20 protein-coding genes are annotated in these 21,826 nt (G+C 42.9%); 19 read left to right on the top strand and 1 reads right to left on the bottom strand.

All coding sequences use genetic code 11. The features are described from left to right. The first annotated feature begins 3 nt into the window (after positions 1-3). Together EUAN_RS04070 and EUAN_RS04065 are read left to right on the top strand one after the other, a co-directional pair. Positions 4-633 carry a hypothetical protein gene (locus EUAN_RS04070; RefSeq protein ID WP_071061966.1) on the top strand — a complete coding sequence of 210 codons (630 nt, stop codon included), beginning with the start codon at positions 4-6 and terminating at the stop codon, positions 631-633. A 13-nt stretch (positions 634-646) separates the two neighbouring features. Next, positions 647-1,297 (top strand): hypothetical protein, encoded by a 651-nt coding sequence (locus tag EUAN_RS04065; protein WP_169817335.1) that lies wholly within the window; start codon positions 647-649, stop codon positions 1,295-1,297. A 227-nt stretch (positions 1,298-1,524) separates the two neighbouring features. Here EUAN_RS04065 and ychF read toward each other — a convergent pair whose 3' ends face one another. Beyond that, positions 1,525-2,616: a redox-regulated ATPase YchF gene (gene ychF / locus EUAN_RS04060; protein ID WP_071061963.1), complete on the bottom strand. Its 1,092-nt coding sequence runs from the start codon at positions 2,614-2,616 to the stop codon at positions 1,525-1,527. A 217-nt stretch (positions 2,617-2,833) separates the two neighbouring features. Between ychF and EUAN_RS04055 the strand changes: the two genes are divergently transcribed. From EUAN_RS04055 to murG, 17 genes are all read left to right on the top strand, one after another. Next, positions 2,834-3,796: a PstS family phosphate ABC transporter substrate-binding protein gene (locus EUAN_RS04055; protein WP_071061961.1), complete on the top strand. Its 963-nt coding sequence runs from the start codon at positions 2,834-2,836 to the stop codon at positions 3,794-3,796. 161 nt (positions 3,797-3,957) lie between these two features. Continuing rightward, positions 3,958-5,049 carry an extracellular solute-binding protein gene (locus EUAN_RS04050; protein ID WP_071061960.1) on the top strand — a complete coding sequence of 364 codons (1,092 nt, stop codon included), beginning with the start codon at positions 3,958-3,960 and terminating at the stop codon, positions 5,047-5,049. Positions 5,050-5,106: 57 nt separating this feature from the next. After that, positions 5,107-6,099 carry an ABC transporter ATP-binding protein gene (locus EUAN_RS04045; RefSeq protein ID WP_071061958.1) on the top strand — a complete coding sequence of 331 codons (993 nt, stop codon included), beginning with the start codon at positions 5,107-5,109 and terminating at the stop codon, positions 6,097-6,099. A gap of 148 nt (positions 6,100-6,247) precedes the next feature. Beyond that, complete coding sequence (locus tag EUAN_RS04040) at positions 6,248-7,774, top strand: ABC transporter permease (protein WP_169817334.1); 1,527 nt, start codon at positions 6,248-6,250, stop codon at positions 7,772-7,774. A gap of 110 nt (positions 7,775-7,884) precedes the next feature. Next, entirely contained in the window at positions 7,885-8,805 is a 921-nt protein-coding gene (pstC, locus tag EUAN_RS04035; RefSeq protein ID WP_071061955.1) for a phosphate ABC transporter permease subunit PstC, read from the top strand. Then, positions 8,805-9,662, top strand: a complete 858-nt coding sequence (pstA, locus tag EUAN_RS04030) for a phosphate ABC transporter permease PstA (protein ID WP_071061953.1) — start codon at positions 8,805-8,807, stop codon at positions 9,660-9,662. The genes pstC and pstA overlap by 1 nt, the downstream gene beginning before the upstream one ends. Before the next feature lie 10 nt (positions 9,663-9,672). Next, on the top strand, positions 9,673-10,428 hold the full coding sequence (gene pstB, locus EUAN_RS04025; protein WP_097678047.1) for a phosphate ABC transporter ATP-binding protein PstB: 756 nt from the start codon (positions 9,673-9,675) through the stop codon (positions 10,426-10,428). Between the two features lie 18 nt (positions 10,429-10,446). Further along, entirely contained in the window at positions 10,447-11,091 is a 645-nt protein-coding gene (phoU, locus tag EUAN_RS04020; protein WP_071061949.1) for a phosphate signaling complex protein PhoU, read from the top strand. A gap of 147 nt (positions 11,092-11,238) precedes the next feature. Further along, complete coding sequence (gene lgt / locus EUAN_RS04015) at positions 11,239-11,982, top strand: prolipoprotein diacylglyceryl transferase (RefSeq protein ID WP_071061948.1); 744 nt, start codon at positions 11,239-11,241, stop codon at positions 11,980-11,982. Between the two features lie 24 nt (positions 11,983-12,006). Then, positions 12,007-12,939 carry a 16S rRNA (cytosine(1402)-N(4))-methyltransferase RsmH gene (gene rsmH, locus EUAN_RS04010; protein ID WP_071061946.1) on the top strand — a complete coding sequence of 311 codons (933 nt, stop codon included), beginning with the start codon at positions 12,007-12,009 and terminating at the stop codon, positions 12,937-12,939. Positions 12,940-12,961: 22 nt separating this feature from the next. Next, positions 12,962-13,417, top strand: a complete 456-nt coding sequence (locus EUAN_RS04005) for a hypothetical protein (protein WP_071061945.1) — start codon at positions 12,962-12,964, stop codon at positions 13,415-13,417. Positions 13,418-13,436: 19 nt separating this feature from the next. After that, entirely contained in the window at positions 13,437-15,587 is a 2,151-nt protein-coding gene (locus EUAN_RS04000; protein WP_071061943.1) for a penicillin-binding transpeptidase domain-containing protein, read from the top strand. A gap of 123 nt (positions 15,588-15,710) precedes the next feature. Then, positions 15,711-17,192: a UDP-N-acetylmuramoyl-L-alanyl-D-glutamate--2,6-diaminopimelate ligase gene (locus tag EUAN_RS03995; protein WP_071061942.1), complete on the top strand. Its 1,482-nt coding sequence runs from the start codon at positions 15,711-15,713 to the stop codon at positions 17,190-17,192. A 22-nt stretch (positions 17,193-17,214) separates the two neighbouring features. Beyond that, positions 17,215-18,168, top strand: coding sequence for a phospho-N-acetylmuramoyl-pentapeptide-transferase (mraY, locus tag EUAN_RS03990; protein WP_071061940.1), 954 nt, complete (start codon positions 17,215-17,217; stop codon positions 18,166-18,168). 18 nt (positions 18,169-18,186) lie between these two features. Next, a complete protein-coding gene (gene murD / locus EUAN_RS03985; protein ID WP_071061939.1) occupies positions 18,187-19,545 on the top strand; it encodes a UDP-N-acetylmuramoyl-L-alanine--D-glutamate ligase in 1,359 nt (452 codons plus the stop codon). Positions 19,546-19,548: 3 nt separating this feature from the next. Continuing rightward, positions 19,549-20,700: a putative lipid II flippase FtsW gene (gene ftsW / locus EUAN_RS03980; RefSeq protein WP_071061937.1), complete on the top strand. Its 1,152-nt coding sequence runs from the start codon at positions 19,549-19,551 to the stop codon at positions 20,698-20,700. Between the two features lie 9 nt (positions 20,701-20,709). Continuing rightward, positions 20,710-21,819 carry an undecaprenyldiphospho-muramoylpentapeptide beta-N-acetylglucosaminyltransferase gene (murG, locus tag EUAN_RS03975; protein WP_071061936.1) on the top strand — a complete coding sequence of 370 codons (1,110 nt, stop codon included), beginning with the start codon at positions 20,710-20,712 and terminating at the stop codon, positions 21,817-21,819. The last annotated feature ends 7 nt before the right edge of the window (positions 21,820-21,826 follow it).

The following is a 21,826-nucleotide window of genomic DNA, read 5'->3' as shown; positions in this document are numbered from 1 at the left end:
GCTATGGATTTGAAGATATATAAAATAGAGTCCACATTGGATATGGAATCCGTAGAGAAAAAACTTAAAGAATTAGACTACTATACAAATATAAAAGAAGATGTAGGTATATTTTCTTTTAGCAAGATTAATGACAATACATATCACATTATATTTTATATAAAAGAAGAGTATTGCACCAATACTAAGTATGTTGAAAATTTAAATAAAATACCTATGGATGTCTATATTAATACTTTTTTAATAGCAGACAAGAAGTACTTATTAATAGAAAAACTATATAATGAATACTTTAATCTTATTGTGGAAAAATACAAATTATTATTAAATTTAGATATAAATTCTTATGAAATCACAGAGGACTTTTTTGAAGACTTAGTAAATAGAAAAGCAAGGAAAATATTACATTGTGATATTAATATTGATGGTTATATAAAGTCTGTAGAAAATAAAGAAAATATTATAGATGAAATTTCAAAAGGAAATACTATTGAATTTATAGTTTTCACTGTTGAAAGAGAAGGGCTTACTAAAATAACAACCTCGTTGAGCAAAGGTGGAGTAATAAACTCTAAAGCTACTTCGCCGATTATACTTATAAATATTATAAATACAGTTTTGGAGGGAAAGTAGCTTGATGAGGTGTGTGAATGTTTTAGGAATATTTATTGTGGTTATTATAAGTATAATAAGTATTTACATGGCAGAGTTTAGTGGATCTTCAATTGCTTTAGGGGTAATGGTGATATTTTTAGGAGCAGTATGTCAATATTTAATTGGTGCAATTGATAAGCAGTCTGATGATAACGATAAGCTAAAAAGTGAAAATATAAATTTGAAAGATAAGGTTTCAAGAATATCAATAGTAGCAAATCAAGGGTCTCCTTATAGTATAATCTCGCTATCGAAACCTAAAGTAAGTGAAGGAATGCTGTTAAATAGAGAATACCGAATTGAATCAATAATAAATACATTAGATAAGAAATATGACATCAATTATCTAAATATATCTTTTAATGATAAAGTAGATTTAAGGCAAAGTCGTCTAGCTGACATGGAAAGTATGTACCTTGTCACGTCATCATCGGCAAAAGAAAGAAATGGACGTTATGAATATAACTTAGTACTAAAAGAAGAACATTCAGCGGAGGTTTGTGCCAAAAGTGTATTTTGCTTTACATATAATAAAAACAAAGACTTAAACATAGCTATTGATATTTGCTCTGAAGACGGAATTACAAAAAGAGATTCTATAGAATATATTAAAGGTTCTAAGCGTATGTTACGAGTGCCTTAAGTAGAAATAGGAAGAAACAGAAAAGCCGCCAAATTTATGGCGGCTATTTTCATACATATCTATCATATTGATGTAGCAATCCGATCATCTCACTGTTGCAACGCCGTTGCAATAGCGTTGCAACAGAACGAGAAAACAACGATATTTTCAAGTTCTAGTCCGTAAAGACAAGTAAAAGAATTCAGTGTTTTCAATGGGTTGGGCTATATAGCTTAAACAGGGAAACCCTACACATTAAATCTGAAATTTACAACATCTCCATCGTTCATCACATACTCTTTGCCTTCAAGTCTTACAAGCCCTTTTTCCTTGGCCTTAGTGTATCCACCGTGCTCCATAAGAGCGTCAAAAGCTACGACCTCTGCCCTTATAAATCCCTTCTCCATATCAGAGTGGATCTTTCCAGCGGCTTCAGGCGCCTTAGAGCCTATCTTTATAGTCCAAGCTCTAACTTCTTTAGGGCCGGCAGTAAGGTAGCTCATAAGCCCAAGCAGCTTGTAGCTTGCTTTTATAAGCTTGTCGAGTCCTGACTCTGAAAGGCCTAGGTCGCCTAGGAACTCTTTCTTCTCTTCAGGGTCAAGCTCTGAAACTTCCGCCTCTATCTGGGCAGATATCACTACAACTTCTGAACCCTCTTCAGAGGCGTATTCCATAACCTTTTGCACAAAGCTATTTTCGTTCCCCTCTACTACGTCTTCCTCAGACACGTTTGTAACGTAGAGTATAGGCTTTGAAGATATTAGGTTAAAGCTCTTTACAACTGTTGTATCTTCAGGAGAGAACTCCATAGTCCTGACAGACTTGCCTTCTTCAAGCACACTCTTTATCTCGGTCAGTAGCTCGAATTCTTTTTGATACGATTTGTCTCCCTTCACAAGCTTTTGCACCTTGTCGAGTCTCTTTGACACAACTTCAAGGTCTGCAAGCACTAGCTCCAGGTTTATTATCTCTATATCATCTACAGGGTCAATTCTGCCCTCCACATGAGTTATGTTTTCGTCTTCGAAGCATCTAACTACATGTACTATTGCGTCTACTTCCCTTATATGTGAAAGAAACTTGTTTCCAAGTCCTTCACCTTTGCTGGCACCCTTTACAAGTCCCGCTATGTCGAAGAACTCTATAGCTGTCGGAACGCATTTCTCCGAGTTGAAAAGCTCTCTAAGCGCATCCAGTCTTTCGTCCGGAACTGAAACAACTCCTACATTCGGCTCTATAGTGCAGAATGGGTAGTTGGCAGACTCTGCTCCTGCTGAAGTTATGGCGTTAAAAAGCGTACTCTTTCCTACGTTTGGTAAACCTACTATTCCTAATTTCATTTATATTTTAGCTCCTTTTCGTTTTCCTATTTTTCAGTCCATTAGATTATAACTCAAACTGGGGCAATCGTAAACAGTTTACCGTACCTTAATGCTACTTAACAATTCTTTAACTTTGTCTATACATACTTTACATTTGAAATTGCTAGAATTAGATTGTAATCAAGAAATAAAAACGCAAACAAAATAGCAATCAAATAAGAGGAGGAATAAATCAATGAAATTATTCAAGAATTCAAAATTTGTAAAGACATCACTACTAGCTATAACATCTATGTCACTTTTATTCACTGCTTGCGGAAGCAACGGAGATGGCGGAGAGAACGGGAACGGTGGAGCTAGTACAGAAATATCTGGTTCAATAGAAGCAGACGGTTCCTCTACAGTTTATCCTATAACAGAGGCAATTGCAGAGGAGTTCCAAATAGCTAATCCTGACTCAAGAGTGACTGTTGGAATGTCTGGAACAGGTGGAGGATTCAAGAGATTCACAGTTGGCGAGACAGATATCTCAAACGCTTCTAGAGAGATAAAGGATGAGGAAAAAGCAGAAGCAGAGAAAAATGGGGTAGAATACACTAAGTTCGACGTGGCTTACGACGGAATATCTATAGTTGTAAGCAAAGACAATGAATTTATAGAGGATATAACAGCTGAAGAGCTGAAGAAGATATGGGAGCCAAACAGCACTGTAAAGACTTGGCAAGATGTAAGGGCGGATTGGCCAGCAGAGCCAGTTAAGCTTTATGGACCTGGAACAGACTCTGGAACTTTCGACTATTTCACTGAAGAGATAATGGGCGAAGGCGGAGCTTCTAGAACAGACTACACAGCCAGTGAAGATGACAACGTACTTGTTCAAGGTATAATGGCAGACAAAAACGCCATGGGATACTTCGGATACGCTTACTACCTAGAGAACCAAGACAAGTTAAAGCTTGTATCTGTAAACGGAATAGCACCTAACAACGAGACTATCCAAAGCGGAGAATACGCACCACTTTCAAGACCGATATACATCTACGTTTCTAACAACTCGATAAAAGAGAAGCCACAGGTCAGAGCTTTTGTGGAGACTTACCTAGACCTAGCTAAAGACATAGTTGGAGATGTTGGGTATATAGCACTAGAGGACAGCGCTTACGAAGAGGGGAAAGCTACTCTAGAAGCCATAAAATAAGAACAGACTTTCGGGGAGGCCATGTGCCTCTCTTTTTTATTATAGAAAAATAAAATGCAAATATTGAAATGGATAGAATAAGCTTATTTGAAATAATTAGGATTAAATGGTAGGGTTAAAAAGAATGTATAAAAACTCAATCAAAAGGAGAGAATGTATAGATGAACTTATTAAAGAGATTTTTACTATTGACTCTATCTATGGTGCTGGCAATTTCATTAGCTGCTTGCTCAAACTCAGACAAATCATCTTCTGAAGATGCAAAAAGCGGTGCAGAGAGTGAAGCCAAAACTCAGGACCTAGAGGAAAAGCTTGTAATCTACTCAACGCATGGAGAGGATATGCTGGAAGTGGTTGCAGATGGATTTACGGAAAAAACAGGAGTAGAAGTTGAATTCATAAATCTAAAAGGTGAACTTGCAGATAGAGTGAGAGCTGAAAAAGAGAACCCGCAGGCAGATATAATGTACGGAGGAGCTTCTTCGCTTTTTATAACAATGGCTGAAGAAGACTTATTTGAGAGTACGAAGCCTTCATGGGAAGAAAGCCTTGATGCTAAATTCAAGGATTCGGAAGGAAGATGGTTTGGAGTGATGCAGACACCTGTTGTTATGTTTTACAACAACGAAGCTTTAAGCGAGGAAGAGGCTCCTAAGAGCTGGGCAGATCTTGCAGACCCTAAGTATAAGGATATGATAGTTTCTAGAGACTATGTTTCTTCGTCTCAAAGAGCTACTATAGTTTCTCTTTTAGACTACTACAGTAGCAACTCTTCTTTTGAAGAAGGTGTTGAATATCTGAAGCAGCTAGATCAAAACACTAAAAACTACTATGGAAGCGGAAGTCTTCACTTCCAGGCAGTTGGGAAAAGTGAGGCACCTATAAGTTACGGAGTTTTAAGCTCTATAACTGACAATGTGAACAACAATGGAATGCCGCTTACTATGATAGACGCAGAAGAAGGATCTATAGTTCTTACAGATGCTATTGCGGCTATAAAGAACTCACCTCATCCTAATGCGGCGGCAGCTTTTATAGACTACGCTGGAAGCGAAGAGGTTCAGGTTAAGCTGGCAAATGAATTTGACAGAATGCCTACACTGGCTGAAGCAGTAAAGCAGGGGCCAGAGTGGATGCAGACTCCTTTAAAGGAAATGGATATAAACTGGGGAAATGTCGCAAAAAATGAACTGGAATGGTTGAATCTTTGGGATACTGAAATAAGAGATTCAGGAAAAGATATAGCGGAATAAAAAAATCCCGCAGAACTCATACACGTGTTCTGCGGGATTTTTTTGGGGAGGAAACTTATGGGAAATATAAAGTTTGAAAATATTGAAAAATCATTTGGAGAAAAAAGAATATTAGATAAAGTGAACATCGAAATAGAAGATGGAGAGCTGTTTACTTTTCTAGGACCATCAGGTTGTGGAAAGACCACTCTACTCAGGATACTTGCGGGGTTTGAAAAGCCAGACTCCGGCAAGGTTAAGCTAGGCGGAAAAGATATAACTTCTTTTTTGCCGGAAAAAAGAGAGATTGCAATGGTGTTTCAAAACTATGCACTTTTTTCTAATATGAATGTAAGCAAGAATGTGGGATACGGCCTTAAAACTAGAAAAATGAACAAACAGACTATAGCCGATAAAGTAGAAAACAAGCTTGCGATGGTGGGGATGAGCGAGTTTGGAGAACGTGATATAAATGAGCTTTCTGGAGGAGAGCAACAGAGGGTATGCATCGCTAGGGCTTTGGCGGTGGAGCCTAAAGTGTTGCTCTTAGACGAGCCGCTTTCAAACCTGGATGCAAAACTTAGATACAAGATGAGAAAAGAGATAAGAGAGCTTCAGAAGGAGCTGGGTATAACTACTGTGTTCGTCACTCACGACCAAGAGGAGGCCATGTCTATTTCAGACAGAATAGCTGTGTTTAATGATGGGAAAATAGTTCAGGTAGATACACCTCGTGGGCTCTATAATCATCCTAAAAATGAATTTATAGCAGGGTTTGTGGGAGAGTCCAATATACTGAACAAAGAAGAGCTTAAAGAAATAGGTATAGAGAGAGAAGATATATTGAAGGCTTGCATAAGGCCTCAAGATATAGCGCTGGTAAAAGAGGGAGATATGAACGCAAATATAGTAGAGGCCGAGTTTAATGGAAGCCACACCACATACACATGTGTGTATGGAAAAGTAAGACTTAAAATTACAGAGGGAACGTCTCTTGGTAAAAATCCCAGAAATATTGGGGATCTAGTTGCATTTAAGATAGATAAAAGAGCTGTAAAGAGTCTGGAATAGGAGTGATTTTTTGAAAAAGGCACTGAACTATATAATATACATCATTTTATTTTACTTGATATTTACCTTCGTACTATTTCCTATAGCAAATACACTTATGATAACGCTTAGATCAGAAGTTGGGGGGCTGTCTTTAGATTTCTATAGAATGTTTTTTTCAATTCAAGTGAATAAAATAGCTTTTTCTAATACGGTGAAAGTTGGGATAGGTACAGTTTTAAGCTGCATGGTGATAGGAGTATATATGGCTTTTTATACAGACTATTTTAAAGCCAAATATCAGCGAATAGTAAATCTATTTATGTTAAGTCCATTTGTGCTTCCTGGGGTTATGATAGTTATAGCTTTTATACAGCTGTATTCAGAGACTGGTATAGTAAATCAAGCGCTAAAGCTGATGTTGAATCTGAAAAGCCCGCCTATAAACTTCTCTGGTTTCTGGGGGATTATATTTGTACATGCATTCACTCAGTATATATATTTCTATATAAACACGTCTATAGCTTTGAAATTTCTAGACTACTCCACTATAGAGGCCGCCAAGGGACTCGGAGCTTCAAAGTTTGAGATATTTAAGGATATAATATTTCCACATATAAGGCCGGCCCTTTTGACATCCGCTCTAATGACATTTGCTACAGGAACGGGATCTTTCTCGGCACCATATTTAATAGGTGGCGGGTACAGGATGATGAGCACACAGATACTTCAGTCTAAGATGAGCAATCAGATGCAAATGGCCTCTACTCAAGTTATACTGCTTATGGTTATATCTATTACGACTATGGGACTCTATAGCCATTACAGCAAGCAAATTTCAAAGTCTAAAGCCACTAAGTCAAAAAAATTCAAAAAGGTGAAAGTAGAAAGTAGACTTGCAAATGCTATGCTTCATGCCACGGCGCTTTTTATAGTAATTTTGATAGTAGTTCCTCTTGCTGCAATAATACTGTTGTCGTTTGCGGACTCTAAGAGCTGGATGATGAATATATTTCCGAACGACTTCGGGCTTATGAATTATAGAGCTATATTTTCTAGAGCAAGAGTATTAGCACCTATAAAGAACAGCTTATATATGTCTTCTATAGCCGCAGCTTTGGCCACGACTATAGCGGTAATAAGCTCCTACTTGATACTAAAAGATAAAAGCTTTAAATCCAGGGCGTTAAACTTCTTGGTACTGCTCCCTATGGCGATACCTCCAAGTACGCTGGGGGTGAATCTGATATTTGCATTCAATCAAAAGAGGCTGATGCTTTTCAACAACTCCCTTGTGGGAACATACGCTATACTGCCTATAGCCTATGTAATAGCCACTGTGACTCTGGTATCTAGAAGCACCTATACAGCATTCAGCAACTTCAATCCAGAATACGAGTTTGCATCTAGGAACCTAGGAGCTAACCAGATCAAGACATTTAAATGGGTCATACTCCCCATAGTTAGCCCAGGAATAATATCAGGATTTTCGCTGGCTTTTATGAGGTGTATAGGTGAATATACAATATCGGCGCTTCTCTATGGAGTGCACAACAGACCGCTTTCAATAGCTATGGTAAATGCCCTTCACGACTTTGACGTCGGAATATCCATGGCTTATGGAGGTATAGTTATATTCATAGGGGCTATTTTTTTGATAGTGCTGTCAAAATACAACGATGACTTTAAAAACTAATAAGTCTGACTTAACACATTCTTAACCTTCGGTTTACTTTGACTAAACACAATCTGCACTTGCAGGGAATATAATTACCTTAGGATTTAAAAACGGCAAGGAGGATTGAGATGATTTTGGATAGACCGTACGAAGAGAAAACAGCAAGATACAAGAAGATAGAGAGAAAAGAAAAGCTTATAAAAATACTGCTTTCCATGTTTGCAGGAGTTTCAGTGCTTACGACTATTGGGATAATAGGGGTGCTTTTAAGCGAGAGCATTGGGTTTTTCAAGGAAGTTTCGATAGTGGAGTTTTTAACTGGAACAGAGTGGACAGCGCTTTTTAGCAACCCAAAATTTGGGGTACTTCCACTTGTAGCTGGAACACTTGTAGTCACAGTTATAGGCTGTATAATAGCGATTCCGCTTGGGCTTGGAAGTGCAATATACTTGAGCGAATATGCCTCTAAAAGAACTAGGAAAATACTGAAGCCTACGCTTGAAATACTGGCAGGAATACCTACTATAGTCTATGGGTACTTTGCCCTTACAGTTTTGAGCCCTGTAATAAGGACTGTGTTTCCCTCATCTAGCGTGTTCAATGCGCTGAGCGGGGGAATAGCTGTGGGCATAATGATACTGCCTATGATATCTTCGCTGAGTGAGGATGCCATGAGAGCAGTGCCAGAGTCTCTAAGAGAAGGAGCTTACGCGCTTGGCTGCACAAAACTGGAGGTTGCCACCAAGGTAGTAGTGCCAGCGGCCCTTTCAAGCATAATATCCTCTTTTATACTTGGGATTTCAAGAGCCATAGGAGAGACTATGATAGTTGCGCTTGCGGCGGGGTCTACACCTAATATGACACTGAACCCTCTTGAGAGCGTTCAGACTATGACGGCTTTCATAGCGCAGGTGGCTTCGGGAGATGTAAGCCATGGAGGGCTTATCTACAAAACGATATTTGCAGTAGGGCTGCTGCTCTTCTGTATAACCCTAGGGCTTAACGTGCTTTCTAGGTATATAGTCAAGAAGTACAAGGAGGAATACTAGTGAGCAATATAAGGTCGAGACGGATAAAAAACAATGTATTTCATGGAGTAGTGCTGGCCTCCGCCCTTCTAGGGGTAGTAGTGCTGGCTGTTCTCCTATTCGACATATTCAGCTCAGGGCTGAGCTGGCTTAACGCCGAATTCTTTACAAACTATACTTCCAGGATAGCGAGCAGAGCGGGAATAAGAGCTCCACTGATGGGAAGCATTTGGATAATAGCCATTACAGCTGTAATAGCTGTTCCGATTGGAATAGGCACGGCCATATACCTTGAAGAGTATACGGGACAGAGCAAGCTGAGGAACTTTATACAGCTAAATATCTCAAACCTGGCAGGAGTGCCTTCTATAGTCTATGGTATACTTGGGCTGGGAGTGTTCGTGGTGTTCCTTGGACTTGGAAGAAGCATAATCTCAGGATCACTGACGCTCGCGCTGCTTATACTCCCTGTCATAATAGTTTCGTCCCAGGAAGCTATAAAGAGCGTTCCGAAAGACCTAAAGGAAGCGGGATATGCGCTAGGTCTTTCAAAGTGGCAGGTTATAACGGGGGTCATACTGCCGTACTCGATACCGAGCATAATGACTGGGAATATACTTGCGGTTTCTAGAGCGCTTGGAGAGACTGCGCCACTGCTGATGGTAGGAGCGGTTTCGTTTATAGCTTTCTCACCGACGGGGATAATGGACTCATTTTCGATACTGCCTATGCAGATATACAACTGGACTGCGAGGCCTCAGGAGGAATTTCATGACCTGGCTGCTGCTGCTATAATAGTGCTGCTGGTGATACTGTTTATCACTAATGGAATAGCCATATACGTTAGAAATAAATATGAAGACAGACTGAAAGGATAGGGGAATGCACATGAGCACAAAGATAAAGATAGAAAACTTGAACTTCTACTACGAGGACTTCAAAGCTCTTAAGGATATAAATCTAGATATAGAGGAGAACCAGGTGACTGCGCTTATAGGCCCTTCAGGCTGCGGAAAGTCGACTTTTCTAAGGATACTCAACAGGATGAACGACCTTATACCTGGAACGAGCCACGACGGAAGCATAGTTTTCGAAGGTAGGGACATATACGACCCTAAGGTGGACGAGGTAGACCTGAGAACTAAGATTGGTATGGTGTTTCAAAAGCCGAACCCATTCCCGAAGTCCATATACGAGAATATAGTCTTCGGGCCTAAGCAGCACGGACTCAAGGACAAGAAGAAACTAGACGAAATAGTTGAAAAGAGCCTTAAAGGCGCGGCCCTCTGGAATGAAGTGAAGGACAGGTTGAATGACTCGGCTTGGGCGCTTTCAGGAGGTCAGCAGCAGAGGCTTTGCATAGCAAGGGCGCTTGCAATGGAGCCAGAGGTGCTTTTGATGGACGAGCCTACGTCGGCGCTAGACCCTATAGCCACTCTTAAGATAGAGGAGCTAATAGACGAGCTTAAGAAAGACTATACCATAGTCATAGTGACTCACTCTATGCAACAGGCTGGAAGGATTTCGGATAAGACTGCATTCTTCCTGATGGGAGAGCTTATAGAAGTAGGGGAAACAAAGAAGATATTCTCTAATCCTGAGGACAAGAGGACAGAGGACTATATAACTGGAAGATTCGGTTAAACGGGGGGATTAATTAGGATGAGAAAGACATTTGACAGCGAGCTTAGAGACCTTAATCTGATGATGCTGGACATGGGTTCAAAGGTGGAAAAGGTCATAAAGGTGTCACTAGAGGCACTTCTAGAGACAGACAAAGAAAAAGCGGCCATGGTAAAAAAGCTAGACAACGAGGTTGACAGGCTCGAAGCCGACATAGAGCAGAAATGCCTAGAGCTCTTTTTGCTTCAGACGCCAGTTGCGAGCGACCTGAGGTTTGTAGGCAGCGTACTCAAGATAATAACAGAGCTAGAGAGGGTTGGCGACTACGGCGTGAACATAGCCAACGTCGTGATAGAGATGGACGGTCCTCACATAAAGCCTCTTGTAGACATACCTAGAATGGCGAACATATGCCAGGAGATGCTCGGCAAGAGTCTGGACAGCTTTATAAACAGAGACGAAGACCTGGCTATAGAGACGGCAAGAAGAGACGACGAAGTAGACAGTATATACGACGAGATATGCGCGGAGCTACTAGAGAAGATAGAAGAAGACAAGACGATAATAAAAAAGGCGATAGACCTGCTCTTCGTGGGCAGATACCTTGAGCGTATGGGAGACCATATAACCAATGTGTGCGAGAGAGTTGTGTATATGTGCACAGGAGAAGTGGTTTCACTTTAGAGAAAAGGGCTTAGGCCCTTTTTTTTATTACCCTGGACCTAAATGGCTTCAGATAGGCATAAAAATACAATAAAGTTTGGAAAGCGGCTTGAAACTGTGGTATTATATTGTATAGGTATATTTAAAATCAGTCGAGGAGGAAAGCAGTTGGATCCAGTGGCATTTAATATATTTGGAATAGATGTGATGTGGTACGGAATAATAATATCTATAGGCGTGATACTTGGAACTGCGGTGGCCATGAAAGGCGCCAAGCGAGAGGGAGTAAAAGAGGACATAGTGCTAGACCTCCTCATAGTGGCGATACCTATGGCGATAGTTGGGGCGAGGATATACTATGTGGCTTTTTCCTGGGACTCTTACGCAGGGGATATAAAGAGCATACTGAACATAAGAGAAGGCGGTCTTGCAATACACGGAGGGCTTATAGCCGCAACGATTACAGCTTATATATTCTGTAGAGTGAAGAAACTCAAGTTTTGGAAGATAGCAGATATAATGGCTCCAGGGATAGTGCTTGGACAAGCCATAGGCCGCTGGGGGAATTACGTAAACCAAGAGGCACATGGCGGGCCGACAGACCTTCCGTGGGCTATAACTGTGGACGGCGTAGGGGTTCATCCGACATTTCTCTACGAGTCGATTTGGAACCTAGGTGTGCTTGGGCTACTCCTATACTACAGAAAAAAGGGTAAGGCTTTTGAAGGCGAGATATTCCTGATGTACATAGCGCTCTACTCTCTGGGAAGGCTCTTTATAGAGGGGCTGAGAACAGACAGCCTTATGTTCGGAGGAATAAGGGTTGCACAGCTCTTAAGTGCTTCGGTGATTATAGTCGCTCTATACTTTATATACAGAAACAGAAAGCTTGCAAAAGCTAAAGGAAAATAGAAAATATCAGAAGAGGTGTTGGAATTGGAGTTTAAGCATGTATCGGTACTTTTAGACGAGTGCATAGAGGGATTGAATATAAAGCCGGACGGAACTTATGTAGACGGCACTCTTGGCGGCGGAGGTCATTCCAAGGAGATAGCCAAGAGGCTTGAAAACGGAATGCTCATAGGCATAGACCAGGACAGGAACGCCATAAAAAAAGCCAGAGAAGTGCTTAAGCAGTATGAAGACAGAGTCATATTTGTAAACGACAACTTCAGCAATATAAAAAATATATTATTCAAACTCAATATCGAGGGTATAGATGGACTGTTGCTGGATTTAGGGGTTTCATCGCATCAGCTTGACGAGGGGGAGAGAGGCTTTTCCTACAAGCAGGATGCCAAGCTCGACATGAGGATGAACAGCAAGGCTAAAATCTCGGCCTGGGACATAGTCAACAGCTACTCTGAGGAAGAGCTCCACAGGATAATAAAAGACTATGGAGAAGAGAGATGGGCCAAGAGAATAGCGGAGTTTATCTGCACAGAGAGAGAAGAGAAGACTATAGACACGACTCTCGAGCTGGTGGAAGTGATAAAGAAAGCGATTCCAAGCGGAGCCAGAAAGGGAGGACCTCATCCGGCCAGACGTACTTTTCAGGCCATAAGGATAGAGGTAAACGACGAGCTGGAGATAATAAGAAAGACTATAATGGACGCAGTTAAGCAGATGAAGCGAGGCGGAAGGATTTGCATAATAACTTTCCACTCACTGGAAGACAGGATAGTGAAAGAGACTTTTAAAGAGCTGAGCTTGAGCTGTGTTTGCCCACCGGAACTTCCGGTTTGTATGTGCGACAAGAAAAGAGAAGTCAAGATAATAACAAAGAAGCCCATAGTGTCTACAGAAGAAGAACTTAGTGAAAACTCAAGGGCTAGAAGCGCCAAACTCAGGATTGCTGAAAAAATCTAGGAGATAAAGGGAGGAATAACAAGTGGCTGCTGTAAAGAGAAAAGAGCGAGTACATATAGAGCAAAGGCCTCTAGAGCAGGAGAGAGTACATAAGAGAAAAGTCAGGAAAAAGAGGAAAAAGCAAAACAAGGCCAAAGCGCGGCTGAAGCTTGCGCTGACTTTTGGAGCAGTTGCAGCGGCTACTTTTGTTCTTCTCTACAGATATTCCGAGATATCAAAGGTGAGATACGACATAGTTGGACTAGAGTATAAAATAGAGCAAGCTACAAAGCATAGAGACGAGCTCAACATAGAGCTTGGAGAGATAAGGGATTCAGAGTGGTTTGTCTCAGAGGCTCAAGAGAAGATAAATCTCAGAAAAGCTGAAGAAGGCCAGTTTGTGACGGTCAAAGTACCTAAGAGCTCTCAGGAAGCGGTTGCTCAGACTGAAAGTTCAAAATCGCTTTTTGCCGGAATATTGGACAAATTTTCTAGATAGATCAAGGAAGGTGTAAGATTTGGCTTTACCCAGTAGAGAATCAAAAGCAAGGATAATGATAGTCTCGATATTCATGTCTTTTCTTGTGCTTGTGCTGCTCGTCAGAGTGGGTTATCTCCAGATAGTCAGAGGGGACGAGCTCGGGAAAGAGGCTCTCAACCAGTGGTCGAGAGGCATACCGATATCTCCTGAAAGAGGCACTATATATGACAGCAACGGCGTGAAGCTTGCGCTTAGTTTGAAAAGAGACACTGTCTGGGCTAGGCCGAAAGATATAGATGAGTCTAAACTTGAAAAGACGGTCAGTACTCTTTCAGAGATACTGGAGATGGACAAGAAGACTCTCGAGGACATGATAAAAAAAGGCGGACAAAATGTAAAGATAAAGCAGTGGATAGAAAAGGACCAGAGTGAAAAGCTCAAGAAGGCCAGTCTGCCGGGGATAGACATAGTTGAAGACAACAAGAGGTACTACCCGAAAGGCGACTTTGCCTCTTACGTAATAGGACATACGAATATAGACCAAGTGGGACAGTATGGAATCGAGAGCATAATGAACAGCGAGCTGACTGGAACAGAGGGAAAGCTAATAAAGATAGCTGACGGCAAGGGAAACCAGCTTCCGTATGGAGAAGAGCGGATTTACGAGCCTAAAGACGGCTATGATGTGAAGTTGACCATAGACAGCGAAATCCAGAAGATAGCTGAGGCCGCTGTCAAAAGGGCAATAGAGGAGCATAAGCCCAAGAATGCGTCTGCGATAGTCATGGACCCTAAGACTGGGTATATTCTGGCCATGGCTTCAGGGCCTGGATATGACCTTAACAATCCCAGGGAAGTAAAAGATGAGGCTATAAAGTCGAATTGGGACAGCATGACTGACGAAGAGAAGCAGAACGTATGGTTTGACATGTGGAGAAACTACAATATAAACGACGCTTACGAGCCGGGCTCCACTTTCAAGACGTTAGTAGTTGCTGCGGCTCTTGAGGAAAACGTCATAAGCACAAACAGCACTTTCTACTGTGATGGCTACGCAACCGGAATAGAGTCAAGCACTCCTATAAGGTGCTGGAGGTACTACAACCCTCATGGACACCAGACGCTTTCACAGGGGCTTCAGAACTCCTGTAACGACATGATGGTGGACATAGCGCTTCTACTTGGAAGAGAGAAACTTTACGAGTACACCAAGTCATTCGGATTTGGGGCCATTACAGGCATAGACTTGACCGGAGAGTCGACGGGTATAATACCTCCTTCGGCAGAGGGTATAAAAGACGCCACTCTTGCCAATATCTCTTTTGGACAGGGAGTGGCAGTGACGCCTATACAACTTATAACCGCTATATCTTCGATAGCCAACGGTGGAGACCTTATGAAGCCGAAAGTGGTGGCTGAAGTCACAGATAAAGACGGAAAAGTGGTGTCTAAGTCAGAGCCTGAAGTCGTGAAAAAAGTGATGTCAGAAGAGACTGCAAAAGAAGTGCTCAGCATGATGGGAGACACAGCAAGAGACAGCTACGCAGGGAAGCTAGATGTTCCAGGATATGAAGTGGGAGCGAAGACAGGAACTGCACAAAAGATAGTTGACGGAGCATACTCGAACGAGAAGCATATAGGCTCTTTTGTGGGGATTGCACCATTAGAAGATCCTAAGATAATAGTGCTCACAATAGTGGACGAGTCTACTTCGGGAAAGTATTTCGGAATAGATACGGCAGGCCCTATAGGTGAGGAGATGCTTGTGAATACGCTTAAGTACCTTGGAGTCAAGAGGAATGACGTAGAAGAGGGCGCGGGGGCAGAGGTGCCGGACGTAAAAGGCAAAACACTTGCCGAAGCCGTGAAGCTTCTAGAAGAGGCAGGGCTAGACTACACTACAGACAGCTACTACATGGACCAGGGCGACCCGGTGGTGGACCAGTACCCTGAGCCAGGATCAAGCGTGGAATACGGCTCTTTTGTAAAGCTGTATCTAGACGGAGTCAGGACTGAAAATATAGAGATGCCAGACTTGGCCGGAAAGACCAAGCAAGAGGCTGAAGAAGAGCTTAAGGCGCTTGGGCTTAAGTACAGCCTGAGCGGAGATGGGAACGTAAAAAGTCAGGAGCCTAGTCCTGGCACAGTGATAGACAACGAAACACCAGTTAAGGTCAGCTTTGAATAAAGTGAGGCAATCGCAATCGGTTCAGATTGAGATTGCCTCTTAGTTTTGACTATAATATTGTCTTGTTTTGTGATATTATCATATAGAGAAAAGACAGCAAAACTCATAAAGGAGAGATGAAGATTGAAACTGAAAGATATACTTGAAGGCGCGGAGTTCGAATCCGGAAACAATCTCGAAGACGTTGAAATAAAGGGGATTGCCTACAACTCCCAGAAAGTAGAAGCAGGATATCTCTTTGTAGCTATAGAGGGATTCAAGACGGACGGTCATAAATACATAGCTTCAGCGATTGAGAACGGAGCATCGGCTATAGTGCTTCAAAAAGAAGTTGAGGGGATCCCGGCTGAAATGCCTGTGATAAAGGTTTCAAACTCCAGGGAAATGCTTGCGAAACTGGCCTGCAGTTTTTGCGGAGACCCTTCTTCCAAGCTGAATTTGATAGGTATAACCGGTACAAACGGAAAGACGACCACAACTTACTTGACTAGGGCCATATTCGAGGAGATAGGCCACAAAGTGGGTATAATAGGGACTATAGGGAATCTGATAGGCAACAAGGTTGTAGATACCAATACGACTACGCCGGAGTCACTAGAGCTTCAGGAGAGCTTCTGCAGCATGATAGACAACGAGGTAGACACTGCCGTTATGGAGGTTTCATCTCATGCCCTGGACTTAAACAGAGTAGACTACTCTGATTTCAAAGTCGGGGTTTTCACAAACCTGTCTGTCGACCACTTAGACTACCACAAGACAATAGACAACTACCTAGAGGCCAAAAAGAAGCTTTTCTACAGGACGAGCGAATTCAACGTCATAAACGGAGACGATCCATACGGACAGAAGATAATAGATGAAATAAAGTCACTGGAGACTCCGCTTCTGATATATGGAATCGATTCGGAAGAGTATGATCTCTATGCGACAGATATAGTTATGAAGCCGGAAGGTGTTTCTTACAAGATGCACACCCCTATGGGAAGCATAAATATAGAGCTCAACATACCGGGGCTCTTCAGTGTGTACAACAGCTTGGCGGCGGCAAGTATAGCCTATGCCTCGGCTTACTCGGGCAGGGTGAAGCTCACACTGAAGGACATAAAGAGCGGACTGGAAAAGCTGAGCGGAGTGAAGGGCAGGTTTGAAGTTGTGCCTACAGGCAAGGACTTCTCGGTCATAATCGACTTTGCACATACACCTGATGCGCTTGAAAAGGTACTGAAGTCTATAAAGGAATTTGCCAAAGGCAGGATAGTTGCGCTATTTGGAGCTGGAGGAGACAGAGACAGCAGCAAGAGAGCCCCTATGGGAGAGATAGCGGCAAAATACGCCGATTTCTGCGTTGTAACTTCGGACAACCCCAGGACAGAAGATCCGGCTAAAATTATAGAGGACGTGCTAGCGGGAGTTAAGCGTGAAGGCGGAGAATATGTGGCTATAGTGGACAGGAGAGAAGCTATAGAGTACGCTGTGAAGAACGCCAAGCCTGACGACATAATTCTGCTTGCCGGGAAGGGACACGAGACTTACTTGATACTAGGGGAGACAAAGCATCACTTTGACGAAAGAGAGATAGTTAGAGAGGCGCTTCTAAAGATATAAAGATACGGAGGATTGTAGATATATGGATTACTTGAAGGATATAGTTATAACTACAGGAATTTCACTTGTACTGGCGATGGTACTTGGTCCAGTCGTGATTCCTATGCTGAGAAGGCTTAAAGTGGGACAGAGTGTAAGAGAGGATGGACCGGAGACGCATCTTAAGAAGAGTGGGACACCCACTATAGGTGGAGTCATAATGCTGCTTGCGCTTATCATCTCCATGGTTTTGACCGGGAACACCTCTAAAGTTGGAGTTTTGTTTGCATCCACACTGGGATTTGGATTTATAGGCTTTGTAGACGATTTTATAAAAGTTGTGCTCAAGAGGTCGCTTGGGCTTAGGGCATATCAAAAGATAATAGGACAGGTCGGGCTTGCTGTCGGCATGAGCATATACTTCTTGAACACGGTGGGATCAGAGGTCATAGTTCCGTTTACAGGCAAGACTGTCGATCTGGGTATGCTCTTCGTACCGTTTCTGACAGTTGTAATAGTGGCGACTGTAAATAGTGCAAACCTGACTGATGGCTTAGACGGATTAGCTTCAAGCGTCACGGCTGTAATGCTCATAACATTCATGCTTATAGCCATAAGGTTTCAGCAAAACGAGGTAGCTGTGTTTGCAGGGGCGTTGGCTGGAGCTTGCATAGGTTTTTTGAGCCACAACCTACATCCGGCAAAGGTGTTTATGGGAGATACAGGCTCCATGGCGCTGGGCGGAGGAGTTGTAGCCGTGGCCCTTTCGCTTAACCTTTCGCTTCTTATACCCATAGCTTGCGGGCTTTACTTTGCAGAGGCCATCTCTGTCATAGTCCAAGTGGTGTCTTTTAAGACGAGAGGAAAGAGGGTGCTTCTAATGGCGCCTCTACACCATCACTACGAAAAGAAAGGTTGGAAAGAGACGGAAGTTGTCATGAGATTCTTTATTTTTACAGTGATGCTGTGCACAGTCGGCTTCCTGTCTGTTATATAGTGTGAGGAGTTGAGAAATATGCTAGAAGGTAAAAAAGTGCTTGTGGCAGGACTTGCCATAAGCGGGGTGGCTTCTGTAAAGGCGCTTTCAAAACTAGGAGCGTCTGTAGTGGTGACCGACATGAAGAGCAGTGAAGAGTTGAAAGAGGAGATAGAGCAGCTTGATGGGATACAGGTAGAGTACGTGCTCGGGTCAAACGATGTGGACTTAAAGGGTATAGAGCTTGTGCTGAAAAGCCCCGGCATACCATATGATATAGAGCTGTTTCAAAAGGCCAGAAGCTTAGGTATAGAAGTCATAACAGATATAGAGCTTGCGGAGAGAGTCAGGAAAGCCGAGTTTATATGTGTAACAGGCACCAACGGAAAGACCACCACCACCAGCTTGATAGGCGACATATTCAGAAAATCGGGCAAGAAGACTTATGTAGTTGGAAACATAGGTGTGGGAATACTGTCCGAGCTAGAAGCACTGAGAGACCCTGAGAGCGTATTTGTGATAGAGGCAAGCAGCTTTCAGCTAGAAGACACTGTGGAGTTCAAGCCAGAGATTTCTCTGCTGACCAATATAACTCCGGACCATCTAAACTGGCATGGAAGCCTGGAAAACTATATAAGCTCGAAAAAGAAGATATACAGGAATCAAGGCTCTGGAGACTACACAGTCTTGAACTACGAAGACGAGGTGCTGAGAGACGCATCGTCTGAAATCTCGTCTAATGCAGTCTACTTTAGCGCAAAGAGGAAGCTTGAGAAGGGCTGCTTTATAGAAGATGGGCGAGTGGTTTTCTCGGACGGCAGTTTAAAGAGAGATATAATGAAAGTTTCAGATATAAAGATACCTGGAGATCACAATTTGGAAAACGTGCTTTCGGCTGTGGCTGTGGCTCTTTCCTATGGCATACCTCCTGAGGTGGTAGAATCCGCTGTATCCGAATTCGAGGGAGTAGAGCATAGATTGGAATTTGTGGCGGAAGTGGAGGGAGCTAGGTACTACAACGACTCTAAAGGCACAAATCCAGACGCTTCCATAAAAGCTGTAGAGGCTATACCTTCCCCGATAATTCTGATAGCTGGAGGAATGGACAAGGGCGGAGAATTTGACGACTTTGTGGAGTCTTTCGGTGGAAAAGTGAAAAGCCTTGTTCTGCTGGGAGAGACAGCCGAAAAAATAAAGGCGGAAGCTGTGAAGTCAGGCATAGAGGATATACATCTGGTCTCTGGGATAGAAGAGGCCGTAGATAAGGCCCACAGGATTTCTACAGAGGGAGACAACGTACTGCTTTCACCTGCTTGTGCAAGCTGGGACATGTACCCTAGCTACGAGATAAGAGGAAGGCTGTTCAAGGAAGCTGTCTACAGGATTAAGGAGGCTTAGTCTATGGAAAAAAAAGAATCCGGCGACAGAAAAAAGCCTCGCGGGAAGAAGCCGCCTGTAGACTTTGTGCTGCTGGCAGCTATAATCGGAATAATAGTGATAGGACTTGTGATGGTATTCAGCTCGTCTTGGCCTGACGCCATAAGCAATCCAGCATACAAAGGTGATGGAATGCACTTTTTCAAGAGACAGCTGGTTTTCTTTGTGGTAGGGCTTTTGGGAATGGCGATTGCTTCAAGGATAGACTATAGATTCTGGAAAAGAATAGCTCCAGTCATGTACGTATGTTCTCTGATTTTAGGAGCTGCGGTTATGACTCCTCTTGGAGTGGAGCTCAACGGGGCGAAGAGATGGATTAACGTGGGTGTAACTCTGCTAATGCCTTCCGACATAATGAAGATAAGTGCCGTTATATTTTTAGCGGCTTTTATGAGCAGACGTAAGAGAAAGATGAAGAAATTCGGAGATGGATTTCTATACGCCATGCTTATAATAGCCATACCGTGCGCTATAATACTTGGACTTCAGAGCGACCTTGGAACTAGCGGAATGCTGGGCATAACGCTTTTTATAATGCTTTTCATAGGGGGAGGCCGTATGACCTACTTGGCATGCACAGGATTGCTTGGAGTTGCAGCTGGAGGACTTCTAGCCTATACAAAGCCCTATAGGTGGAGAAGGGTGACTACCTTTCTAGACCCCTTCAAAGACAAATACGGAGACGGATGGCAGGTCGTTCAGTCGCTTTATGCAATCGGTTCAGGAGGCGTAATGGGAGCGGGCCTCGGGCAGAGCAAACAGAAGTACTACTATATACCTGAGCCCTACAGCGACTTTATATTCTCCATCTTTGCGGAGGAATTTGGCTTTTTAGGTGTGGCAATAGTGCTAGGGCTCTACGCGGCTGTAGCATGGAGAGGATTTAAGATAGCTATTTCTGCTAAAGACAGCTTTGGGTCTTACTTGGCAGTGGGCATAACGTCTCTTGTAATGGTGCAGACTGCCATACACATAGCTGTAGTTAGTTCCTCTATGCCTGCGACAGGTATAACCATGCCGTTTATGAGCTATGGGGGCACATCTTTAGTTATATACATGTTTGCAATTGGAATACTGCTGAACATATCTAGAAACATGAAAATGAATAGGAGCTGAAAATAGAATATGAAAGTGTTGATAACTGGTGGCGGAACAGGTGGACATATATACCCGGCCATATCAATAGCGAAGAAAATAAAGCAGGAAATTCCTGAAGCCGACATACTCTATGTGGGAACGCAGAGCGGGCTGGAGTCCGACATAGTGCCCAAGGAAGGCATAGCTTTCAAGACTGTCAGGGTGAAGGGATTTCAGAGGAAGCTGTCTCCGGACACTTTTAAAAGCTTGACAGAGCTGGCGCTCGGGCTTAACGACGCCAGAAAGATAATAAGGCAGTACAGCCCAGACCTTGTGATAGGCACAGGTGGATACGTATGTGGCCCTATAGTTCTGCTTGCTTCACTTGCGAGGATTCCGACTATGATACACGAACAAAACGCATTCCCGGGGATTACGAACAAAATACTTTCGAAGTTTGTAAGCAAGATAGCGTGTAGCTTTGAGGAAGCTAGGAAGTACTTCTCCAACAAAGAGAAAATCCAGATTACAGGGAATCCCATAAGAGAGGACCTTCTCCAGATAGACAGGGCTGACGCATTAGAGGAGCTTGGGCTAGACGGAAACGCAAAGACGGTGCTTTCGTTCGGGGGAAGCGGCGGACAGAGAAGCCTTAACGACTGCATGCTCGACTATATATTGAAGAAGTCGGGAGACACGAATGTGCAGATAGTGCATATAACGGGTAAGAGGTTCTATGAAAGCTTCAAGTCTAAGCTCGAAGAGAATGGCATGGCAGACCTGCCTGAGAATATAAGGGTGATGGAGTACTGCTACGAGATACCGAAGTACCTTGTGTCATCTGATATTGTGGTGACGAGTGCAGGGGCCATAACGATAGCCGAGATAACTGCGCTTGGCAAACCAAGCATACTGATTCCAAAGAAAAACACTGCTGAAAACCACCAGGAGTACAACGCCAGAGCTCTTGAGAAAAGAGGTGCAAGCATAGTCTTGCTAGAAGACGAGCTTGCAGGTGTCGACTTTTCGGAAAAGCTAGACGACCTCATTTCAGATGAAGAGGCGCTGAAGCATATGGGCAGGATGAGCAAAGAGGCTGGGATATCAGATGCGAACAACAGGATATTTGAAGTTGTAAGGGAACTTTTAGGCAATTGAAAAGAGA

Origin of the sequence: Andreesenia angusta, assembly GCF_001855385.1 — a bacterium.
In the GTDB taxonomy this organism is placed as follows: Bacteria; Bacillota; Clostridia; order Tissierellales; family Gottschalkiaceae; genus Andreesenia; species Andreesenia angusta.
Note: the sequence above shows the minus strand (reverse complement) of the source record. Positions and strands in the feature narration are given on the sequence as shown.

Excerpts from the sequence above, each read along its gene's own strand:
- EUAN_RS04050 (WP_071061960.1), top strand. The coding sequence starts at position 3,958 with ATGAACTTATTAAAGAGATTTTTACTATTGACTCTATCTATGGTGCTG.
- pstC (WP_071061955.1), top strand. The coding sequence starts at position 7,885 with ATGATTTTGGATAGACCGTACGAAGAGAAAACAGCAAGATACAAGAAG.
- murG (WP_071061936.1), top strand. The coding sequence starts at position 20,710 with ATGAAAGTGTTGATAACTGGTGGCGGAACAGGTGGACATATATACCCG.
- EUAN_RS04055 (WP_071061961.1), top strand. The coding sequence starts at position 2,834 with ATGAAATTATTCAAGAATTCAAAATTTGTAAAGACATCACTACTAGCT.
- mraY (WP_071061940.1), top strand. The coding sequence starts at position 17,215 with ATGGATTACTTGAAGGATATAGTTATAACTACAGGAATTTCACTTGTA.
- EUAN_RS04045 (WP_071061958.1), top strand. The coding sequence starts at position 5,107 with ATGGGAAATATAAAGTTTGAAAATATTGAAAAATCATTTGGAGAAAAA.
- ftsW (WP_071061937.1), top strand. The coding sequence starts at position 19,549 with ATGGAAAAAAAAGAATCCGGCGACAGAAAAAAGCCTCGCGGGAAGAAG.
- murD (WP_071061939.1), top strand. The coding sequence starts at position 18,187 with ATGCTAGAAGGTAAAAAAGTGCTTGTGGCAGGACTTGCCATAAGCGGG.
- ychF (WP_071061963.1), bottom strand. The coding sequence starts at position 2,616 with ATGAAATTAGGAATAGTAGGTTTACCAAACGTAGGAAAGAGTACGCTT.
- EUAN_RS04040 (WP_169817334.1), top strand. The coding sequence starts at position 6,248 with ATGTTTTTTTCAATTCAAGTGAATAAAATAGCTTTTTCTAATACGGTG.
- pstB (WP_097678047.1), top strand. The coding sequence starts at position 9,673 with ATGAGCACAAAGATAAAGATAGAAAACTTGAACTTCTACTACGAGGAC.
- phoU (WP_071061949.1), top strand. The coding sequence starts at position 10,447 with ATGAGAAAGACATTTGACAGCGAGCTTAGAGACCTTAATCTGATGATG.
- EUAN_RS04070 (WP_071061966.1), top strand. The coding sequence starts at position 4 with ATGGATTTGAAGATATATAAAATAGAGTCCACATTGGATATGGAATCC.